Here is a 20,021-nt window from a genome sequence, read left to right on the forward strand (position 1 = left end):
AAATGACAACCCTGATTCATGTACTGGGATCTGATATCCCGCACCATAATCTGACTGTGCTGCGCTTCTTTAATGATGTGCTAGCAACTCGCGCGCCCACAGAGCAGGTGCGGCACTTTATGGTGGCGGCAAAAGAGACGGCAGCTTTTTCACTATTCACGCAGTTGGATATTGAAACGCACGGAAATAAAAAAGCTTTGGCTGAGGCGGTCATCGCCCGCGCACAGGCGGATCGCAGCACGCGCTTCTTCTGGCACGGTCAGTTTAATGCCACCCTGTGGCTGGCGCTATTGAGTGGCAAAATCAAACCACGGCAGGTCTATTGGCATGTCTGGGGCGCTGATTTATATGAAGACGCCAAAAGCTGGAAATTTCGTCTGTTTTACCTGCTGCGCCGCCTTGCTCAAGGGCGAGTGGGTCATGTCTTTGCGACCCGTGGCGACTTAATCTATTTCCAGCAGCGCCATCCTCGGGTGCCTGCGTCACTACTCTACTTCCCGACGCGCATGGATCCGGCATTAACCGCTATCAACGTGGAGAAGCCATTGGCGGGGCCAATGACAATTTTAGTGGGGAACTCCGGTGATACCACTAACCGCCATATTGAAGCGCTGAAAGCGATTCATCAGCAGTTTGGCCCGGATGCCAGAGTGATTCTGCCAATGGGTTATCCGGCGAATAATGAGCTGTATATCGAGCAGGTCAGGCAGGCGGGACTGGCACTGTTCGCAGCAGAAAATCTGCGCATCCTGACGGATCAGATCCCCTTTGATGACTATCTGAATATCCTGCGCGAATGCGATTTGGGCTACTTTATTTTCAACCGTCAGCAAGGCATTGGCACCCTGTGTTTGTTGACGCAATTTGGCGTGCCTTTTGTCCTGAGCCGTAAAAACCCCTTCTGGCAAGATTTGGCCGAACAGCATATTCCGGTGCTTTTCTATGGCGACTCACTGGATGAACCATTGATTCGCGAGGCACAGCGCCAATTAGCCGGGCTGGATAAGCACGCAATTGCGTTCTTTAACCCCAACTACATTGAGGGCTGGCAGCAAGCGCTGGCACTGGCCGCAGGAGAACACCCATGACACTGGGGCAATTTGGCGGTCTGTTCGGTGTCTACCTGATCGCGGTCATTTTTATCCTGATCTTGACGTATCAGGAGTTTCGGCGCGTCCGCTTTAACTTCAACGTGCTGTTCTCCATGCTCTACCTGCTCACTTTCTATTTTGGCTTCCCGCTGACCTGTATGCTGGTGTTCCAGTTTGGGGTGGCAGTCGTGCCGGTTGAGTACTTGCTATATGCCATGCTCTCCGCCACGGCGTTTTATGCCATTTACTATGTGAGCTACAAAACACGGCTGACCAAGCCGCGCACTCAGCCGCGCACCCCGATTTTTACCATGAATCGGGTGGAGACCAATCTGACCTGGATGCTGCTGGCGCTGGTAGCCATCGGCACCGTGGGCATCTTCTTTATGCAGAATGGTTTCCTGCTGTTTAAGCTGGACTCCTACAGTAAAATCTTCTCCAGTGATGTTTCGGGCGTCGCGTTGAAGCGCTTTTTCTACTTCTTTATCCCAGCTATGCTGGTGGTCTACTTCCTGAAACAAGACATGCGTGCCTGGTTCTTCTTCCTTGCGAGCACCGTGGCCTTTGGCATCCTGACCTATGTTATCGTCGGCGGGACGCGGGCTAACATTATTATCGCATTCTCACTATTCCTGTTTATCGGCATTGTCCGCGGCTGGATAACCCTGTGGATGCTGGCGGCAGCGGGGGTCTTTGGCATTGTGGGAATGTTCTGGCTGGCGTTGAAACGCTATGGGCTGGATGTTAATGGGGCCGAGGCATTTTACACTTTCCTCTACCTGACACGGGATACCTTCTCGCCGTGGGAAAACCTCGGGTTGCTGCTACAGAACTACGACAAAATAGATTTCCAGGGCTTAGCGCCGATAATCCGTGATTTCTATGTGTTTATCCCCAGCCTCCTGTGGCCGGAGCGCCCAGACCTGGTGCTAAATACCGCCAACTACTTTACCTGGGATGTGCTGGATAACCACTCAGGGCTGGCAATCTCCCCCACCCTGATCGGCTCTTTGGTGGTGATGGGCGGGGTACTGTTTATCCCGCTGGGTGCCATTGTGGTCGGGTTAATCATTAAGTGGTTCGACTGGCTGTACGAACAGGGTAAAGCGGAAAAAAACCGCTACAAAGCGGCCATTCTGCAAAGCTTCTGTTTTGGTGCGATATTTAACATCATCGTCTTGGCCCGCGAAGGGTTAGACTCCTTTGTCTCGCGCGTGGTGTTTTTCTGCGTGATTTTTGGTGCCTGTCTGGTACTGGCAAAATTGTTGTACTGGTTGTTCGATACGGCGGGTTTGATAACGCAGCGGGTTCAGCGTCGTGTTAACAGATCCAAGCGCCTGTCCATGCCTGAAGCGGGCAATCAACTGTAAGGATTGTAATGGAACCGAATACTGCTATTCCAACCCAACAAACTGACATTCCAAAATATAATGTCCGTGGTTTCGAGATCTGGGGCTTTCGTGACATGGCTCAGACACTGGATCATCTGCTAAGCAGTGGCCCGGTAAAAACCGGCACGCTAGTGGCCATGAACGCAGAGAAACTGCTGAAAGCCGAAGATGACGCTGCACTGCGTGAACTGATTAATGAGGCTGAATACCTGTATGCCGATGGTATCAGCATGGTGCGGGCTATTCGCCGTAAATACCCACAGGCGCAGCTCTCGCGGGTTGCAGGGGCGGATCTGTGGGAAGCCTTGATGCAACGTGCAGGCCAGCAAGGGACGCCGGTCTTTTTAGTCGGTGGCAAGCCGGAAATTCTGGCTGAAACGGAAGCTAAGTTGCGTGCGCAGTGGAGTGTGAATTTGGTGGGGAGCCAGGATGGCTATTTCACGCCAGAACAGCGTGAGGCACTGTTTGCCCGTATTGCGGCCAGTGGCGCGGCGATTGTCACGGTTGCCATGGGGTCACCTAAGCAAGAGATGTTTATGCGCGATTGCCGTAAGTTCTATCCTGACGCGCTCTATATGGGCGTTGGCGGGACTTACGATGTCTTTACGGGTCACGTCAAACGTGCGCCGAAGATCTGGCAGAATCTGGGGCTGGAGTGGCTTTATCGCCTACTGGCACAGCCCAGCCGCATTCGTCGCCAATTCAAACTGCTTAAGTTTGTGGGCTACTATTACAGTGGCCGCTTGTAATATTTTGAGCTAAGCAGGGCCACCGAAGGCCCTGCTATGATAACGATTCCACTTATTTCCTCCGCTAATACCACTCCTCTGTAATTCCATTCTGGAACCAATTTAATTATTTTTATTCCATAAAGTTTTAGTTTCCTGTTTGCTAATCTGCCGCAGATACGAAACGATACGGCCCGGTTAGAGTTTTGCAGTCACTGGTTTTTTCATTATGTCTTTAACCTGTCGTTATTAATAATTAGGCTGAATACCTTATTCAGTCGCGTATTTTATTTTTTATAACTACAACAACCGGGGATCCGGAGCAGACACACACCAGTTGGTTTACAGAGGGAAATATGGCAGACAACGAAGAGAAAAAAGGATTACACCGTGGGCTGGAAGCTCGGCATATCGAGTTGATAGCGCTAGGTGGCACTATTGGTGTCGGGTTGTTTATGGGTTCAGCCAGCACATTGAAATGGGCCGGGCCGTCGGTATTGCTGGCTTACATGATTGCCGGCTTATTTGTGTTCTTCATCATGCGCGCAATGGGCGAAATGCTCTATCTGGAGCCGGTGGCTGGCTCCTTTGCCGTATACGCACATAAATATCTCAGCCCCTATTTTGGCTATCTGACCGCCTGGGGCTACTGGTTTATGTGGATAGCGGTGGGGATATCCGAAATTACCGCCATTGGCGTCTACGTTCAGTTTTGGTTCCCAGAAATACCCCAATGGTTGCCTGCTATCGCCGGGGTCGCCATCGTGGCACTGGCTAATCTGGCGGCCGTCAGATTATATGGCGAGTTAGAGTTCTGGTTTGCGATGATCAAAGTCACCACCATCATTGTGATGATTCTGGTGGGGCTAGGGGTCATCTTCTTTGGTTTTGGCAATCACGGCCAGCCGATTGGTTTTGATAACCTGACCGCTCACGGTGGCTTCTTTGCGGGCGGCTGGAAAGGATTCATGTTCGCGCTCTGTATTGTGGTGGCATCCTATCAGGGCGTTGAATTGGTCGGCATTACCGCCGGCGAAGCCAGAAACCCGCAAGTCACCTTAAAGCGTGCCATCAATAATATCTTGTGGCGCATTCTAATTTTCTATGTCGGCGCGATATTTGTCATTGTCACCATCTTCCCGTGGAACGGCATCGGCACCGAAGGTAGCCCCTTTGTGCTGACCTTCGCCAAGATAGGGATCACCGCCGCCGCCGGGATTATCAACTTCGTGGTGCTGACCGCCGCGCTGTCCGGCTGTAACAGCGGCATGTACAGTGGCGGCCGCATGTTGTATGCCCTGGCAAAAAACCGGCAGTTACCCGCTTGCCTGACGAAACTCTCCGCCAATGGTGTTCCGGTTAACTGCATTGCCGTCACGATTTTGTGTCTGCTGGTGGGATCTAGCCTCAATTACATCATTCCAAATCCGCAGCAGGTATTTGTGTACGTATACAGTGCCAGCGTCTTACCGGGCATGGTGCCGTGGTTTGTGGTACTGGTGAGCCAACTACGTTTCCGGCAGCTACATAAAGAGGCATTGAAACAGCATCCGTTTAAATCGATCATGTTCCCCTACGTCAACTACCTCACAATCGCCTTTTTGATTTGTGTGCTGGTGGGGATGGGGATTAACCCAGAGACACGTTTATCTCTATTAGCCGGGGCGATTTTCTTAGGATTAGTGACCGCAGGCTATTTCGGCCTGAGAATGCATAAACCGATGCTGGTCGAAACGGAACGCCTATAAAACCAGCGAACAAGGTGAGGTGAGGGCTACCAATGGCTGACTTTTGTGGCAGACTGAGCAAAGCGTAAGCAAACAGGCCATTTCTTCTAAAAAAGCACTAGACAGCCAACTATTAAAACCGTAGTATCCTCACCCGCAACGGCGCTAAGCGCCCGTAGCTCAGCTGGATAGAGCGCTGCCCTCCGGAGGCAGAGGTCTCAGGTTCGAATCCTGTCGGGCGCACCATTAATTTTGTGTGCAAGAGCTGCGGTGGTAAGATTGCCGCGTACGACGAGTACGAAGTAAGCTGTAAGAAGTGATGGTGGCTATAGCTCAGTTGGTAGAGCCCTGGATTGTGATTCCAGTTGTCGTGGGTTCGAGCCCCATTAGCCACCCCAAATTTTGTGGAACATGCGATGGTGGCGGAATTGGTAGACGCGCTAGCTTCAGGTGTTAGTGTCCTTACGGACGTGAGGGTTCAAGTCCCTCCCTTCGCACCACACAAACATGTAGATTTTATTAAGATTTACATGGACATAGGTCGCAAGACCATGTAGAGTAACAAGCAAGAAATCGGCGAGTAGCGCAGCTTGGTAGCGCAACTGGTTTGGGACCAGTGGGTCGGAGGTTCGAATCCTCTCTCGCCGACCAATTTCAGAAGAAACCCCGCAATGCGGGGTTTTTTTTCGTCTCTATTTTGTCTCTCGCTAATAGCGCGCCCTTGGTTATCTCTATTCATCGCCATTCATCCTCTCTCGGTTTTGTTCACGGCCAATGGCGCTTTATCACTTCACTGTCATTTTCTTTATGCCCGAAACTTTGTTGCTGCCCTTTGATCAAATTAGGCGGTTAGCCGGCCTCGATCGGTGATTTATCCTCTTAGATCAGAAGTGTTGGCTTTTCGCGACAAAAGACGAATGCATTGTCTCTGAATGGAGACATATAATATGTTGATAAATAAAAAGAAAAATCATGATGCTCGATTGCGTCGTTTTGTAGCGACAGATCACTTAGGGCGTGTCGCTATCAGCCTCGGCAGAGCAGGGCATGACATGCCAAATGAACATAAAAATAAATCTATTATTTATCATATTGTTAGGAGGTTATCTGCGGGCGATTGAGTGAAATTGCTGCCGATTACGCATTTTGGCACGCTAACTGCAATATCTATCCAGTAGATGCTCATCTCACTTATTATGACAGCCTGGCTTTATAGCCACTTCATAAACCCAGAGATGATGCAGAGCCGATTTTAGGGTGCCTATTGTCCATGTAAACGATGTTGAATATCTTCATCACATACCGGGCATAACGTTGAGTGAGGCGCCAACATGTTGTCTGTAGACCTGAAAATTTTAGACGCTTGCCGAAAACGGCAAGCGTTTTTTTTTGGGCAAAATAGATAACAAAAAAGCCCCCGTAGGAGCTTTCAGACTGCTGACAAAGTCAAATGAAGGGGAATCGTGCCGTTGGGGTCGCAGTGGCGTGAGCCACCGAAGTGCCCCTAAGTGCGGTAAACCCTTCACTCACTGAGCTATCAGCCGCTTTATCATTAACCTCAAAGCTCCCGTAAGAGCTTTCAGACTGCGCGAGGACGGGTGGAAGAGTCAAGTGTCCGCGCCAGGGATGGCGCGGCTCGAGTCTCTAGAGATGGCTTTTTTCAAAGGGCCGACGGCATCTTGATGATCTACCCGTTCTCCGCTGCACTGACAGTGTTTAAAGTGGTTCGCCACTCTGCCGCAGGGTCGATAGCAACCCCTCACGACGTGCTTGTGCGGCATCCTCAGGGCGATGCAGTTTATCTAAGGCATCCGCCAGCCATGCGTAATCATACCCGTCTGGGCGTTGAGCAAGCGCGGCGGCGAAAGCTTCTCTGGCTTTCTCCCACTCACCGTGTTTCAGCATAAGCTGGCCCAAAGTGCTATTGAGCAACGGTGTCGCGCCATGTTGTTTTATTTGCTGGCGCAATGATTTCTCCAGCGGCTCGGGATTACCTGACTTCAGACGCGGGATCAACAGCACCAAGCGCTCATCATATTGGCGCTTCAAGCCATCCAGAATGATCTGCTGGGCAACATCATGATCATCACACTCAATCAGATGCTCAGCTAACGCCACTTGCAGCGGGATCTCGTTGCGAACTTTGCGGCTCTGATCTTTCCACCAACGTTTCAGGCCATCGCTACCCTCTTCCGCCATGCACTGATTCATCATGCCGATGTAAGCTTGCTGCTCCAGTGCGGCGATCTCCTCGGGCGTATGAAGCTGAACCTTGCCAATTGCCGGTAAAATTTCCAGCAATGAGCTGTAAGCGCCAGAGCGCAGGTAAGCTTGTTCCGCCAGGCGCAGGACTTCCGGATGGCGCGGTGCCTGATCCAGCAGACGATCGACACCATGGCGCGCTGCATGAACGTGGCCCTGTGCCAGCTGAATGCGCACGCGGGTGATATCCACCGGCAGTTGGTCGGTATCGGCCACTTCTGCCGCCCGCTCCAGATATTGATTGGTGCGGAACTCATCGCCGCGCTGCTGGGCCGCTTCCGCCGCCAGCAAATAGTTCACCATCGGCTGCTCAGCGTGATCGGCATTGCGGGTGAGCAACTTCTCCACCTGCTTAAAATCACCTTCAGCCAGTTTGATCAGCGCAGCTTTGGTTTGCTTACGGGCGCGAGTACGTTTACGGCCCATAAACCAGCCACGGGTGCGAGCGCCAGTGCGGAAAATCCGGCGCAGTATCCATTCCACGATCAGGAACGCGACCAAAACCAGCACCAGCATGATGACTAGACCCGTCACGCTAGTCTCAACGTTATAGTTGTCGGTCTGGATCAACACATAGCCCTGATGGCCAGCCAACATTGGGCCAAGGACGATACCGGCGGTCAGAATGAGGAATAACAGTAAAACTCGCAGCATACTTATTCCCCCTGAGCGGCAGCTGGGGCTTGCGCCAGTAAGTTACGAACCCGAGTTTGCATCAATTTCTCTAGCATTGGCTGGCTCTTCAATTGATCAGGCACATCCATTGATATCGACTGTTGACTCAGGCTATCTAATTCATCCAGGAAAGCCTTGGTACTAGGGTCGTTCACATCAAAATAGGCGCGAACCCAGGTGGAGATAGTCTCGAGCGACTGTTTGTACACTTCATCCTGATGGCGAGGCACTGCCTGGGCCGCCACCAACAGGCGCGAGCGGATATTCTCACGCAGATAAACGTCCTGATTTGGCGCCAACAGTGGCTCGGCGCTGCTATCACGGCGGCGAATAGTCATAAAGTCAGACATAAAGCTGTGCCAGCTTTTGGTCAAATTCTGGCGCCATTCAGATAATGAACTGGATAGCTCATCGCTATCGGCATCCATCGGCGAATCATCAATATTGTTGTCAGCCAGACGCAGATTATCGACCTGATTGGACAGCTGATTTAATTTGAGGATGATGCCGTCGAAGTCCACCTGGCTGACCGCCGAAAGGGTGCTGATATCCTCGGTCAAGGCGCGGCGCACATCTATCAGACTAGGGTCATTCATGTCTGCGAGGCTGGCATCGGCGCTTTTCAATAATGTGGCGGCGGTGGTGACGTCCTGATCGCTCCACAGTTTGCGGCCGGCCATTTTCACCAGAAAATCAGCCTGTGCCAGTAGCCAGGTTTTGGCGTCACTCCCTGAAATGGTGGCGACTTTTTCCTGCAACTCATTGAGTTGGCGAGTCAGCGAGGTCTGTTGGCGATCAGCGGCTTCCAGCGCCTTAGCTTGTTGCTGCAACAATGACTCAAACTGTTGTTTTTCCTGCAACTGGCTCTGTTTTAGTTCCGCCAGCTGTTCTTGCAGCGAGAGAGTCGCGGCATCCTGTAACTGGGCCTGCTGGTGTCCGTAATAATAAAGCCCGGCACCCAGCGCGATAGCCAATGCAATAGCAATAGCCCCCAGAATTGGCCCGGTGCGTTTTTCCCGGCGGTTTTCAGGTGCTGGCTGTTGGTGCCTCTCAACCGCAGTGGTTGTCTCTTCCACTGGTGCGGATGGGGTATTTTGTTCCGTCATATTGGGCATCCCATAGTCAGGTTTCAGGTATGTTTTAGGTCTTGTAGCGCGCGGATCAGCGCGTCATTATCAGCATTCTCTGCCACCCGGATATCACTCCAGCCCATTTGGGCGGCCAGGGTAGCCAAACGATCACTCACCACCACCAAGCGGCAGCGTAGCAACCAGGAAGAACGATAGTAATCAGGAACTAAAGTATAGATCTGTTGTAACATTTCGCCGCTGGTCACCACTAGAATATTGACGCCAGCACGTTGCCAGTGCGCACTTTGCTCACTGCCATCATAAAAGATCGGGCTACGTTGATAACATTCGCAGAAAGTCACCTCCGCTCCTCGCTGTGCAAGGCTCTCACCCAGCAGCTCTCGCCCGCCATTACCGCGCAATAACAGTGCCTTTTTACCGCTCAGTTTTTGCAGATCAGGCAATAATAACAGCATCTCGCTGGTCTCACCCATTGGCGGAAAGGTGACGTGCAACCGGCTGGCGGTATGCAGTGCCAGCGCGGTGCCACGACCAATAGCATAATAGGATAACTGCGCAGGCCATAACAGGTTATTTCTTTTTAACAGCGGGTTAGCGTAGCGCACGGCGTTCTGTGATAGCGCAAAAACCAGATCACCCGCCTGCATATTTTGCAGCAAAGCGGGCAGTTTTGGCAGGTCATCACCGGGCGAGAAATCAATCAAGGGAGCATGATAGGCAACCCGGCCCAGCGCACGCAGGCGGCTGACTAACTGCTCCCCAGAGGGGGAGGGACGGGTCACCAAAATGGTCATCGCGGTAGGTTATCCTGATAAACAGCGGTCAATATCTCCCGCGCGCCACGTGAAAGTAGCTCATCGGCCAGCTCAATCCCCATCTGCTCGGCATTGTTAGCCGGGCCACGGCGCTCACCACGAATGATCTCACTGCCATCCGGCGCACCCACTAAGGCACGAAGCCACAGCACGTCGCCTTCCAATTCAGCATAGCTGCCAATCGGCACCTGACAGCCCCCTTCAAGACGGGTATTCATCGCCCGTTCTGCACAGACGCGTAATTCTGTGTCGCGATGATTGAGTGGTGCGAGCAGTTGGCGGGTAAAATCATCGTCTAGGCGGCACTCAATACCCACCGCGCCCTGACCCACCGCCGGTAACGACTCTTCAACTGGCATGGCATAGCGGATACGGGTTTCCAGCCCAAGGCGGTTAAGGCCGGCAACGGCCAGAATAATCGCATGGTAATCGCCGTTATCCAACTTGGCGAGGCGGGTGCCGACGTTACCCCGCAGATCGCGGATAATCAGGTCGGGGCGGCGTTCGCGTAGCTGACACTGGCGGCGCAAGCTGGAGGTGCCGACGATGCTACCCGCCGGTAGGTCATCCAGATGGGCATAGCTCGATGAGACGAACGCATCACGTGGGTCATCACGTTCGCAAATGGTGACCAGACCCAAGCCGTCAGGGAAAGCGATCGGCACATCTTTCATTGAGTGCACGGCGATATCAGCCCGACCATCCAGTAACGCCAACTCTAACTCTTTGACGAACAAGCCTTTACCGCCCACTTTTGCTAGTGGCGTATCCAGAATGATATCCCCGCGAGTGACCATCGGGACCAACTCAACATGCAGGCCGGGGTGATTGGCTTGCAGTAAATGTTGAACATAATGTGCTTGCCATAAGGCGAGCGGGCTTTGTCGCGTGGCAATTCGAATAATTTTGTCTAACATTGCTTGTTACCGTTTTATATTTTGCGGCCCATCCTACCATTGACCGACGAGTAGTGTCAGTGCGGTAGCCACATGATCAAGGCGGGTAAGAGTACAAGAAAGCAACTATTGTAACAAATGTGTGGCTGGATAAGGGGTTTATCCCCTCCTTCCGCCCACTGCTGCGTTGTCAGCGGCTTTAGCTAAAATTTATTGGTCTGTTGCCCGATGGCAAGATGAATGATTTTAGTCAGAAAGTGACGTTATAATTGTAGGGATAGCTTTACTTTCTTTACGGTCAATCGGCAAGGTGTTAGATTGATCACGTTTCCAGCAATCATTCGTTAAATATTCTTCAAATAAACAACAAACGAATGTGGAACGCGGGTTTCTTTCTAAGCACCGGAACAATCAGGCGAGACGTCTTGTACCTCTACATCGAGACACTGAAACAGCGACTGGATGCGATCAACCAATTACGAGTCGATCGCGCCTTGGCGGCCATGGGGCCAGCCTTCCAAAAGGTTTACAGTCTGCTACCGACCCTACTACATCATCATCATCCACTGATGCCGGGTTACCTTGATGGTAACGTTCCCCATGGCGTCTGTATTTTCACGCCTAATGAAACACAACAGGATTATCTGTCTGAGGTTGAAGCTAAGTCGGGCGCACCTCTAGAGCAGAGTGTCGGCGGCGAACTGCCGATTACGGGCGTCTATTCCATGGGCAGCACCTCCTCCATCGGGCAATGCCATACCTCAGATCTGGATATCTGGGTGTGTCATCAGGCTTGGCTCGATACAGACGAGCGCCATCGCCTACAGCAAAAATGCAGCCTGCTAGAGAAATGGGCCGCATCAATGGGTGTTGAAGTCAGCTTCTTCCTGATTGATGAAAACCGCTTCCGTCACAATGCCAGTGGCAGTTTGGGTGGCGAAGATTGCGGCTCGACCCAACATATTTTATTGCTAGATGAATTTTACCGCAGCGCGGTTCGTCTGGCTGGGAAACGTATTCTATGGAATATGGTTCCGGTTGAAGAAGAGAATAATTACGATGATTACGTGCTGTCGCTCTATGCGCAGGGCGTATTAACGCCGAATGAGTGGCTGGATCTGGGCGGTTTAAGCACCCTGTCGGCGGAAGAGTATTTCGGTGCTAGTTTGTGGCAGCTGTATAAAAGTATCGATTCGCCATATAAAGCGGTGCTAAAAACCCTGCTGCTGGAAGCTTACTCTTGGGAATACCCTAATTCCCAATTATTGGCGATGGAGATCAAACAGCGCCTACATGCCGGTGAAATTGTGGCCTTCGGCCTTGATGCTTACTGCATGATGCTCGATCGCGTCACCCGCTATCTGACCCAAATCAATGACACCACTCGGCTAAATTTGGTGCGCCGCTGCTTCTATCTGAAAGTGTGTGAGAAACTCTCGCGCACCCCGGCGAGTGTTGGCTGGCGGCGTGAAATCCTTAGCCAACTGGTTAGTGAGTGGGGCTGGAGCGATGAGAGTCTGGCGGTGCTGGATAATCGCGCCAACTGGAAGATTGAACGGGTACGTGAAGCGCATAATGAGCTGTTAGATGCGATGATGCAGAGTTATCGCAATTTGATTCGCTTTACGCGCCGCAACAACCTGAGTGTCAGCGCTAGCCCGCAGGATATCGGGGTATTGACCCGTAAACTGTACGCGGCATTTGAAGCTTTGCCGGGTAAAGTGACGTTGGTTAACCCGCAAATTTCGCCGGATCTTTCCGAAGAGCACCTGACCTTTATTCATGTCCCTGCGGGTCGCGCGAACCGCCCTGGCTGGTACTTGTATAATCAAGCGCCCTCGATGGACACTATCGTCAGCCATCAACCGCTAGAGTATAACCGCTACCTAAACAAATTGGTGTCGTGGGCCTATTTCAACGGCCTGTTGACCAGCAAGACCCGGCTACATATAAAAAGTGCCAATCTGTGCAATACCACCAAACTGCAAGAGTTGGTGACGGATATCTCTCACCACTTCCCGCTGCGCCTACCTGCGCCAACGCCGAAGGCACTCTACAGCCCGTGCGAGATCCGCCACTTAGCGATTATCGTCAATTTGGAGCATGACCCGACCGCCGCGTTCCGCAATCAGGTGGTGCATTTTGATTTCCGTAAACTGGATGTATTCAGTTTTGGCGAGCAGCAGCAGTGTTTGGTGGGCAGTATCGATTTGCTGTACCGCAACTCGTGGAACGAAGTGCGTACCCTGCATTTCAGCGGCGAACAGGCGGTATTGGAAGCACTGAAAACGATTTTAGGCAAAATGCATCAGGATGCGGCACCGCCAGAGTCGGTGGATGTGTTCTGCTATAGCCAGCATTTACGCGGCTTGATTCGTACCCGAATTCAGCAGTTGGTTTCGGAGTGCATTGAGCTGCGCCTATCCAGCACCCGTCAAGAGCCGGGCCGCTTCAAAGCGGTGCGGGTTTCCGGTCAGACGTGGGGGCTGTTCTTCGAGCGCCTGAGTGTGTCAGTGCAGAAGCTGGAGAACGCGGTTGAATTCTACGGGGCTATCTCCAATAACAAACTGCATGGGTTATCGATTCAGGTTGAAACTGATCAAATTCATCTGCCGCCGGTTGTCGACGGTTTTGCCAGTGAAGGGATTATTCAGTTCTTCTTTGAAGGCACCGCAGATGAGAAAGGCTTTAATATTTACATTTTGGATGAGTCAAACCGCGTTGAGGTTTATCACCATTGCGAAGGGAGCAAAGAGGAGCTGGTGCGGGATGTCAGCCGTTTCTACTCCTCTTCTCATGATCGTTTTACCTACGGCTCCAGCTTTATCAACTTCAACTTGCCGCAGTTCTACCAAATTGTGCAGTTAGATGGCCGCACGCAAGTTATTCCTTTCCGCAGCAATACGTTATCGCATCTGTATATTGCGGATAAAGAGTCTACCCTGCCAGCACCGCAGCAATTCCAACTGCATTAGCATGCTGATAAACAACTATCTGATAAACCACTATCTGATAAGCAAATAAAAGGGACACGTAAAAAATTGTGTCCCTTATTGATCCAACCGCAGTTAACCAAAACTCACATCTTCGCCCGCTTGTGTGGTGGCGGCTTCAGATAATTTAGCGAAAAATTCTACGCCGCTGCGTGAGCAGTACCAGTGCCCATCTCGGTAATCAAAATGGTAACCCCCCGCTTTGGTGGCCAGCCAGACCTGATGTAATGGCTCTTGGCGGTTGATAACAATCTTGCTGCCATTCTCGAAAGTCAGGGTCATCACCCCGCCATTGGTTTCATAATCGATATCACTATCGCCGCTAAAACTATCCAGTGTTTCTTCAATGCAAAGCATCAATTGATCGGCTAACTGATGAAACTCGCTATCGTTCATATTCAATTCCTGTTGCTTTTCATGATCCACCTGCGATTATAGAGACCTTGGGCGCATGAATCACAGGCATTAATGCGCTAAAACAATTTACAGGCGTTAGAAATGAAAAAAGAACTAGGTTGGCCACTGGTGGCGATGATGGTGCTTGCACTCTCCGGCTGTGGCCTGAAAGGGCCGCTATACTTTCCGCCGTCAGACAAACCCAAAACAGAAACAACGCAACCCGATAGTGGCAAGACCGAACGCAATCAGCAGGACTTATCTGGCACTAAGCAGAGCCAAACGATCGCTGGGCCACAGTAATTAGCCCTATCGCCGCCAGAGTGTGTCAGGATCAAGCTTAGCCAGTACCGAATTGATCCAGCAATAAAAATGAAAGTCAGCGGAGTATGAAATGCAGTTCTCCAAAATGCACGGTCTTGGCAACGACTTTATGGTTGTCGATGCAGTTACCCAAAATGTTTACTTTTCGCCGGAATTAATCCGCCGATTAGCAGACCGGCACACTGGCGTGGGCTTTGATCAAATGTTGGTGGTTGAACCGCCTTACGATCCTGAGCTGGATTTCCACTACCGTATTTTTAATGCTGATGGTAGTGAAGTCTCTCAGTGTGGCAATGGTGCGCGCTGTTTTGCCCGTTTTGTCCGGCTGAAGGGCTTGACCAACAAGCGCGACATCAGTGTGAGCACCCAGACTGGCCGCATGATCTTGAGTGTCACGGAAGATGAAGAGGTTTGCGTGAATATGGGCGAACCCAATTTTGATCCGCAAAGCGTCCCTTTCCGGGCGACTAAAGCTGAGAAAACCTATATTTTTCGCGCGGCAGAACAGACGGTATTATGTGGCGTGGTGTCGATGGGCAACCCTCACTGTGTGCTGCAAGTTGATGATGTTGCAGTTGCCAATGTTGCGTTACTGGGGCCAGTATTAGAAAGCCATGAGCGCTTCCCTGAACGGGCGAATATCGGTTTCATGCAGGTGGTTAGCCGTGACAATATCCGTCTGCGGGTGTATGAGCGCGGAGCCGGTGAAACTCAAGCCTGCGGCAGCGGCGCTTGTGCTGCGGTGGCCGTCGGTATCCAGCAAGATCTGTTGGATGAAGAGGTCACGGTGGAGCTGCCGGGCGGTAGTTTGCTTATCAGTTGGAAAGGGCCAGGCCATCCGCTGTATATGACGGGGCCAGCAACCCATGTGTACGACGGATTCATTCATCTATAATGTAACAGGTACTGAAGTATGACGGGTGTGACATGAAAAGTTATGAGGAGCAGGCGTTAGAGGGTATCGCGCTAGACGACGATACTGTCATGCAGTACTTATTGCAAAATCCCGACTTCTTTATCCGCAATGCCCGTCTGGTTGAACAGATGCATATTCCCCATCCGGTTCGAGGCAGTGTCTCGCTGGTGGAGTGGCAACTGGGGCGACAGCGTAACCAGATTGGCCAGTTGGAAGAGGAGATCACCTTGCTGATGGAGCAAGCTGGCCTGAACGAAGTGCTGTTCAACCGCTTGCTGCAACTGCAAACTCATCTGACGGCGGCCAGCAGCTTGCAAGATATGCTCAATCGCTTACAGCGCTGGGCCAGAGATTTCGGGCTCAGTGGTGCCAATGTCAGGTTGTTCAGTGACCGCTGGCATATCGGCGCACCCTCTGATTTCACCCATTTAGGCCTCTCTCGCCACGCCTTTGAGCCGCTACGCATTCAGCGGCTAGGCAGTGATAACCACTATCTCGGCAGCTTGAATGGGCCGGAACTGCTGCTGTTACTGCCTCAGGCGAAACAAATCGGTTCGGTAGCGCTCTCACTGCTGGGCAAAGAGGGTGATTTGGGCGTAATTATCTTCAGCAGCCGTGACACACAGCACTACCAGCAAGGCATGGGTACTGTGATGCTCAATCAGTTATCCACGCTATTGCCAAGCTTGCTGGCGCGTTGGATCGAGCCGGTATGACCGAGTTCAGTGCCTCACTTGCCCCACAGGTCGAGGCTTTTCTGCGTTACCTCAAAGTTGAGCGCCAACTCAGCCCGCTCACCATCACCAGCTATCGACGCCAGTTGCAGGCGCTGATGGAGATGGGCGAGCAGATGGGGCTGGCGCACTGGCAAACACTGGATGCCGCGCAGGTTCGCTCACTGGTTTCCCGCAGCAAACGCGCGGGCTTGCACGCCTCCAGCCTGGCATTGCGGCTTTCGGCGTTGCGCAGTTTCCTCAATTGGCTGGTTAGCCAGGGTGTCATGCAGGCCAATCCCGCCAAGGGGGTGAGTACGCCGCGCTCTGGCCGCCATCTGCCGAAAAATATTGATGTCGATGAAGTGGATAAACTGCTGGATATCGACCTCAACGACCCGCTGGCGGTGCGCGACCGCGCGATGCTGGAAGTGATGTACGGTGCCGGTCTGCGTCTCTCTGAGCTGGTGGGCATGAACTGCAAACACGTCGACTTAGCCAGCGGTGAAGTCTGGGTGATGGGTAAGGGTAGCAAAGAGCGCAAAGTGCCGATCGGCAAAACGGCAGTGACATGGCTGTATCACTGGCTGGCGCTGCGCGAACTGTTTGAGCCGCAAGATGACGCTATCTTCTTAGCCAATACCGGCAAGCGAATTTCGGCGCGCAATGTGCAAAAACGCTTTGCTGAATGGGGCGTGAAGCAGGGGGTCAGTAGCCACATCCACCCACATAAATTGCGCCACTCCTTCGCCACACACATGCTGGAGTCCAGCGGCGATCTGCGCGCAGTACAAGAGCTTCTGGGCCACGCCAATCTGACCACCACACAAATTTATACCCATCTCGACTTTCAACATCTGGCGACAGTGTATGATGCTGCTCATCCACGGGCCAAACGAGGCAAATCCTGATGCATTTTTATCGTCCACTTGAGCGTATTTCCGCCATTACCTTCGACTTGGATGACACGCTGTATGACAATCGCCCGGTAATTACCCGCACTGAACAAGAGTCAGTGGCTTTTTTGCAGCAGTACCATCCTAATTTGGCGCAGTTGCAGGCCGCGGATTTCCAGCGTTTTCGCAGTGAGTTACTGGCGCAAGACCCGGATATCTACCACGATGTGACCCAGTGGCGCTGGCATGCCATTGAGCTGGGCCTAATTCGCCATGGCCTGAGCAAATCAGAGGCGCAATGTGGGGCCGATGCCGCCATGGAGAACTTCGCCCTGTGGCGTAGTCGCATTTATGTGCCGGCAGAGACTCATGACACGCTGAGCGCGCTGGCTGAGCACTATCCGCTGGTGGCGATCACCAACGGCAATGCTGACCCTAAAGCTTGCGGCCTCGACCACTATTTTCAGTTTGTACTGCGCTCCGGCCCTCATGGCCGTGCCAAGCCGTTCCGTGATATGTACCATAAAGCGGCCAATCATCTGGATATCCCGCTGAAACATATCTTGCATGTGGGTGATGATCTCACCACGGATGTAGCAGGTTCGCTGCGTTGTGGTATGCAGGCGTGTTGGATCAATGACCGGCAACAAGGCCTGATGACCGCCCGTGATAGCCGATTATTACCCCATATTGAGATTTCTCAGTTGGCATCGCTGACAGCATTGCTATAATCCCCTGCAATAACTCTGTATAAATTCACAGTGGAATGGTGGTAAAATACCCGAATGACCGGTGATTTGACCATCTTCCCTTATCCGATAAACGGTGCCTATGGACGTTTCTGATCTGCTCGACAGCCTGAATGAAAAACAACGCGAAGCCGTGGCTGCGCCACGCTGCAACCTGTTGGTACTGGCCGGTGCGGGCAGTGGCAAAACCAGGGTGCTGGTGCATCGTATTGCCTGGTTGCTATCAGTAGAAAACGCCTCGCCCTATTCGATTATCTCGGTCACCTTCACCAATAAAGCGGCGGCAGAAATGCGCCACCGTATCGAGCATCTGATTGGCACTAGTCAGGGCGGGATGTGGATCGGCACTTTCCACGGGCTGGCGCATCGATTGCTGCGCGCCCACCATATGGATGCCAATCTGCCGCAAGACTTTCAAATTCTGGACAGCGACGACCAACTGCGCTTATTAAAACGTCTGGTTAAGGCGTTGAATTTAGATGAAAAACAGTGGCCGCCACGTCAGGCTATGTGGTACATCAACGGCAAAAAAGATGAAGGGTTACGTCCGCAACACATTGAAAGCTACGGTAATCCGGTTGAGGCCACCTGGTTGCGTATTTATCAGGCGTATCAGGAGGCTTGTGACCGCGCGGGGCTGGTGGATTTTGCCGAGCTATTGCTGCGCGCCCATGAGCTGTGGCTCAACAAACCCCATATTCTTAATCACTATCGCGAGCGCTTTACCAACATTCTGGTAGATGAGTTTCAGGATACCAACAACATCCAATATGCCTGGATTCGCCTGCTGGCGGGTGACCGCGCGAATGTGATGATTGTCGGCGACGATGACCAGTCAATTTATGGCTGGCGCGGGGCACAGGTCGAAAATATCCAGCGTTTCCTGAAAGATTTCCCCGGTGCCGAAACCATCCGGCTGGAGCAAAATTACCGCTCAACCAGCAATATTTTGACGGCGGCGAACGCCCTGATTGCCCACAATGATGGTCGCATGGGGAAAAACCTCTGGACCGAAGGGGCCGAAGGTGAACCCATCTCGATCTATTGCGCCTTTAACGAGCTGGATGAAGCCCGCTTTGTGGTGAACCGCATTCGCGCCTGGCAGGACAATGGCGGCGCGCTGAATGATTGCGCCATCTTGTATCGCAGCAACGCCCAATCGCGCGTATTGGAAGAGGCTCTATTGCAGACTGCGATGCCGTACCGCATCTATGGCGGTCAGCGCTTCTTCGAGCGTCAGGAGATCAAAGATGCACTGGCCTACCTGCGTCTGGTCTCTAATCGCAATGACGATGCCGCTTTTGAACGAGTGGTCAATACGCCAACCCGTGGTATCGGCGATCGCACGCTAGATGTGGTGCGCCAGACTGCCCGTGATCGCCAGTTAACCTTGTGGCAATCAACCCGTTCCATGTTGCAGGAAAAAGTGCTGGCAGGCCGTGCGGCCTCTGCACTGCAACGTTTTGTCGAGTTGGTGGACTCATTAGCCCATGAAACCGCAGATATGCCGCTACATGTCCAAACTGACCGGGTGATCCGTGACTCTGGTTTGTGGTCGATGTATGAGCAGGAGAAGGGCGAGAAAGGTCAGGCGCGGGTAGAAAACCTTGAAGAGCTGGTCAACGCGACCCGCCAGTACAGTTATCAGGATGAAGATCAGGACTTGATGCCACTTCAGGCATTTCTCTCTCATGCGGCTTTGGAAGCGGGAGAGGGGCAAGCGGATGCCTATCAGGATGCGGTGCAGCTAATGACGCTCCATTCAGCCAAAGGTTTGGAGTTCCCGCAGGTATTCATCGTGGGCATGGAAGAGGGGATGTTCCCAAGCCAGATGTCACTCGATGAGGGCGGGCGTCTGGAGGAGGAGCGCCGGCTAGCCTATGTTGGCGTCACTCGTGCGATGCAAAAACTGACACTGTGTTATGCCGAAAACCGCCGATTGTATGGTAAAGAGGTGAATCATCGCCCCTCCCGCTTTATTGGTGAACTGCCGCCGGAGTGTGTCGAGGAGGTGCGGCTGCGGGCGACAGTATCCCGCCCAGTAAATCACCGCAGCATGGGGACGCCAATGAATGAGAATGATAGCGGATTTTCATTGGGCCAGCGCGTGCGCCACCCTAAATTTGGCGAAGGCACCATCGTTAATTTGGAAGGTAGCGGCGAACATAGCAGGTTGCAAGTGGCATTCCCAGGTGAAGGCATTAAGTGGCTAGTCGCGGCTTATGCACGGTTAGAAGCGGTATAAATTACCCTGTGTCCTTGACGCCGCAGCGGTGTTAGCGGCATTCACCTACCCGAATCACTTACTGATGTAAGCTCATCGGGATGAGTTCATTTGCTGCCTTGCTGCAACGCCAA

General features: G+C 52.4%; 17 protein-coding genes and 4 tRNA genes. 16 read left to right on the forward strand and 5 right to left on the reverse strand.

The window, feature by feature from the left end:
- Positions 1-2: 2 nt before the first annotated feature.
- The 9 genes from HRK25_RS07245 to HRK25_RS07285 all read left to right on the forward strand — a co-directional run bounded on the left by HRK25_RS07245 (position 3) and on the right by HRK25_RS07285 (position 6,058).
- On the forward strand, positions 3-1,088 hold the full coding sequence (locus HRK25_RS07245) for a TDP-N-acetylfucosamine:lipid II N-acetylfucosaminyltransferase (RefSeq protein ID WP_005275687.1): 1,086 nt from the start codon (positions 3-5) through the stop codon (positions 1,086-1,088).
- A complete protein-coding gene (gene wzyE / locus HRK25_RS07250; protein ID WP_032898177.1) occupies positions 1,085-2,461 on the forward strand; it encodes an ECA oligosaccharide polymerase in 1,377 nt (458 codons plus the stop codon). The genes HRK25_RS07245 and wzyE overlap by 4 nt, the downstream gene beginning before the upstream one ends.
- 8 nt (positions 2,462-2,469) lie before the next feature.
- Positions 2,470-3,231, forward strand: a complete 762-nt coding sequence (gene wecG / locus HRK25_RS07255; protein WP_005275683.1) for a lipopolysaccharide N-acetylmannosaminouronosyltransferase — start codon at positions 2,470-2,472, stop codon at positions 3,229-3,231.
- Positions 3,232-3,566: 335 nt separating this feature from the next.
- On the forward strand, positions 3,567-4,958 hold the full coding sequence (thrP, locus tag HRK25_RS07260) for a bifunctional threonine/serine APC transporter ThrP (RefSeq protein WP_005275682.1): 1,392 nt from the start codon (positions 3,567-3,569) through the stop codon (positions 4,956-4,958).
- A 148-nt stretch (positions 4,959-5,106) separates the two neighbouring features.
- Positions 5,107-5,183, forward strand: a tRNA-Arg gene (locus tag HRK25_RS07265).
- 76 nt (positions 5,184-5,259) lie between these two features.
- Positions 5,260-5,335, forward strand: a tRNA-His gene (locus HRK25_RS07270).
- Between the two features lie 15 nt (positions 5,336-5,350).
- Positions 5,351-5,437, forward strand: a tRNA-Leu gene (locus HRK25_RS07275).
- A 74-nt stretch (positions 5,438-5,511) separates the two neighbouring features.
- A tRNA-Pro gene (locus tag HRK25_RS07280) sits at positions 5,512-5,588 on the forward strand.
- Between the two features lie 296 nt (positions 5,589-5,884).
- On the forward strand, positions 5,885-6,058 hold the full coding sequence (locus tag HRK25_RS07285; protein ID WP_005275679.1) for a hypothetical protein: 174 nt from the start codon (positions 5,885-5,887) through the stop codon (positions 6,056-6,058).
- A 595-nt stretch (positions 6,059-6,653) separates the two neighbouring features.
- On the opposite strand, the gene hemY is transcribed toward HRK25_RS07285, so the two are convergent.
- From hemY to hemC, 4 genes are read right to left on the reverse strand one after another with little or no spacing between them, the layout of a single operon-like run.
- Positions 6,654-7,853: a protoheme IX biogenesis protein HemY gene (gene hemY, locus HRK25_RS07290; RefSeq protein ID WP_005275676.1), complete on the reverse strand. Its 1,200-nt coding sequence runs from the start codon at positions 7,851-7,853 to the stop codon at positions 6,654-6,656.
- 2 nt (positions 7,854-7,855) lie between these two features.
- Positions 7,856-8,980, reverse strand: coding sequence for a uroporphyrinogen-III C-methyltransferase (gene hemX / locus HRK25_RS07295; RefSeq protein WP_032898176.1), 1,125 nt, complete (start codon positions 8,978-8,980; stop codon positions 7,856-7,858).
- A 23-nt stretch (positions 8,981-9,003) separates the two neighbouring features.
- Complete coding sequence (hemD, locus tag HRK25_RS07300) at positions 9,004-9,759, reverse strand: uroporphyrinogen-III synthase (protein WP_032898175.1); 756 nt, start codon at positions 9,757-9,759, stop codon at positions 9,004-9,006.
- Positions 9,756-10,697, reverse strand: a complete 942-nt coding sequence (gene hemC / locus HRK25_RS07305) for a hydroxymethylbilane synthase (protein WP_005275669.1) — start codon at positions 10,695-10,697, stop codon at positions 9,756-9,758. Before hemC ends, hemD begins: the two co-directional genes overlap by 4 nt.
- Before the next feature lie 404 nt (positions 10,698-11,101).
- On the opposite strand from hemC, the gene HRK25_RS07310 reads away from it, so the two are divergent.
- On the forward strand, positions 11,102-13,651 hold the full coding sequence (locus tag HRK25_RS07310) for a class I adenylate cyclase (protein WP_005275666.1): 2,550 nt from the start codon (positions 11,102-11,104) through the stop codon (positions 13,649-13,651).
- 93 nt (positions 13,652-13,744) lie between these two features.
- Here the strand turns inward: HRK25_RS07310 and cyaY are convergent, their stop codons facing one another.
- Positions 13,745-14,065, reverse strand: coding sequence for an iron donor protein CyaY (cyaY, locus tag HRK25_RS07315; protein ID WP_032898174.1), 321 nt, complete (start codon positions 14,063-14,065; stop codon positions 13,745-13,747).
- Positions 14,066-14,167: 102 nt separating this feature from the next.
- Between cyaY and lptM the strand changes: the two genes are divergently transcribed.
- The 6 genes from lptM to uvrD all read left to right on the forward strand — a co-directional run bounded on the left by lptM (position 14,168) and on the right by uvrD (position 19,908).
- Positions 14,168-14,368 (forward strand): LPS translocon maturation chaperone LptM, encoded by a 201-nt coding sequence (gene lptM / locus HRK25_RS07320; RefSeq protein ID WP_005275662.1) that lies wholly within the window; start codon positions 14,168-14,170, stop codon positions 14,366-14,368.
- Positions 14,369-14,459: 91 nt separating this feature from the next.
- A complete protein-coding gene (gene dapF / locus HRK25_RS07325) occupies positions 14,460-15,284 on the forward strand; it encodes a diaminopimelate epimerase (protein ID WP_005275659.1) in 825 nt (274 codons plus the stop codon).
- Positions 15,285-15,316: 32 nt separating this feature from the next.
- Positions 15,317-16,021: a DUF484 domain-containing protein gene (locus HRK25_RS07330; protein WP_005275657.1), complete on the forward strand. Its 705-nt coding sequence runs from the start codon at positions 15,317-15,319 to the stop codon at positions 16,019-16,021.
- Positions 16,018-16,929 (forward strand): tyrosine recombinase XerC, encoded by a 912-nt coding sequence (gene xerC, locus HRK25_RS07335; RefSeq protein WP_032898173.1) that lies wholly within the window; start codon positions 16,018-16,020, stop codon positions 16,927-16,929. The genes HRK25_RS07330 and xerC overlap by 4 nt, the downstream gene beginning before the upstream one ends.
- The gene (gene yigB, locus HRK25_RS07340) at positions 16,929-17,645 is read left to right on the forward strand and encodes a 5-amino-6-(5-phospho-D-ribitylamino)uracil phosphatase YigB (RefSeq protein WP_032898172.1); all 717 of its coding nucleotides are present in this window, start codon (positions 16,929-16,931) and stop codon (positions 17,643-17,645) included. The genes xerC and yigB overlap by 1 nt, the downstream gene beginning before the upstream one ends.
- 100 nt (positions 17,646-17,745) lie before the next feature.
- On the forward strand, positions 17,746-19,908 hold the full coding sequence (uvrD, locus tag HRK25_RS07345; protein ID WP_005275653.1) for a DNA helicase II: 2,163 nt from the start codon (positions 17,746-17,748) through the stop codon (positions 19,906-19,908).
- The last annotated feature ends 113 nt before the right edge of the window (positions 19,909-20,021 follow it).

The sequence above is a fragment of the Yersinia bercovieri ATCC 43970 genome (assembly GCF_013282745.1).
GTDB lineage: Bacteria > Pseudomonadota > Gammaproteobacteria > Enterobacterales > Enterobacteriaceae > Yersinia > Yersinia bercovieri.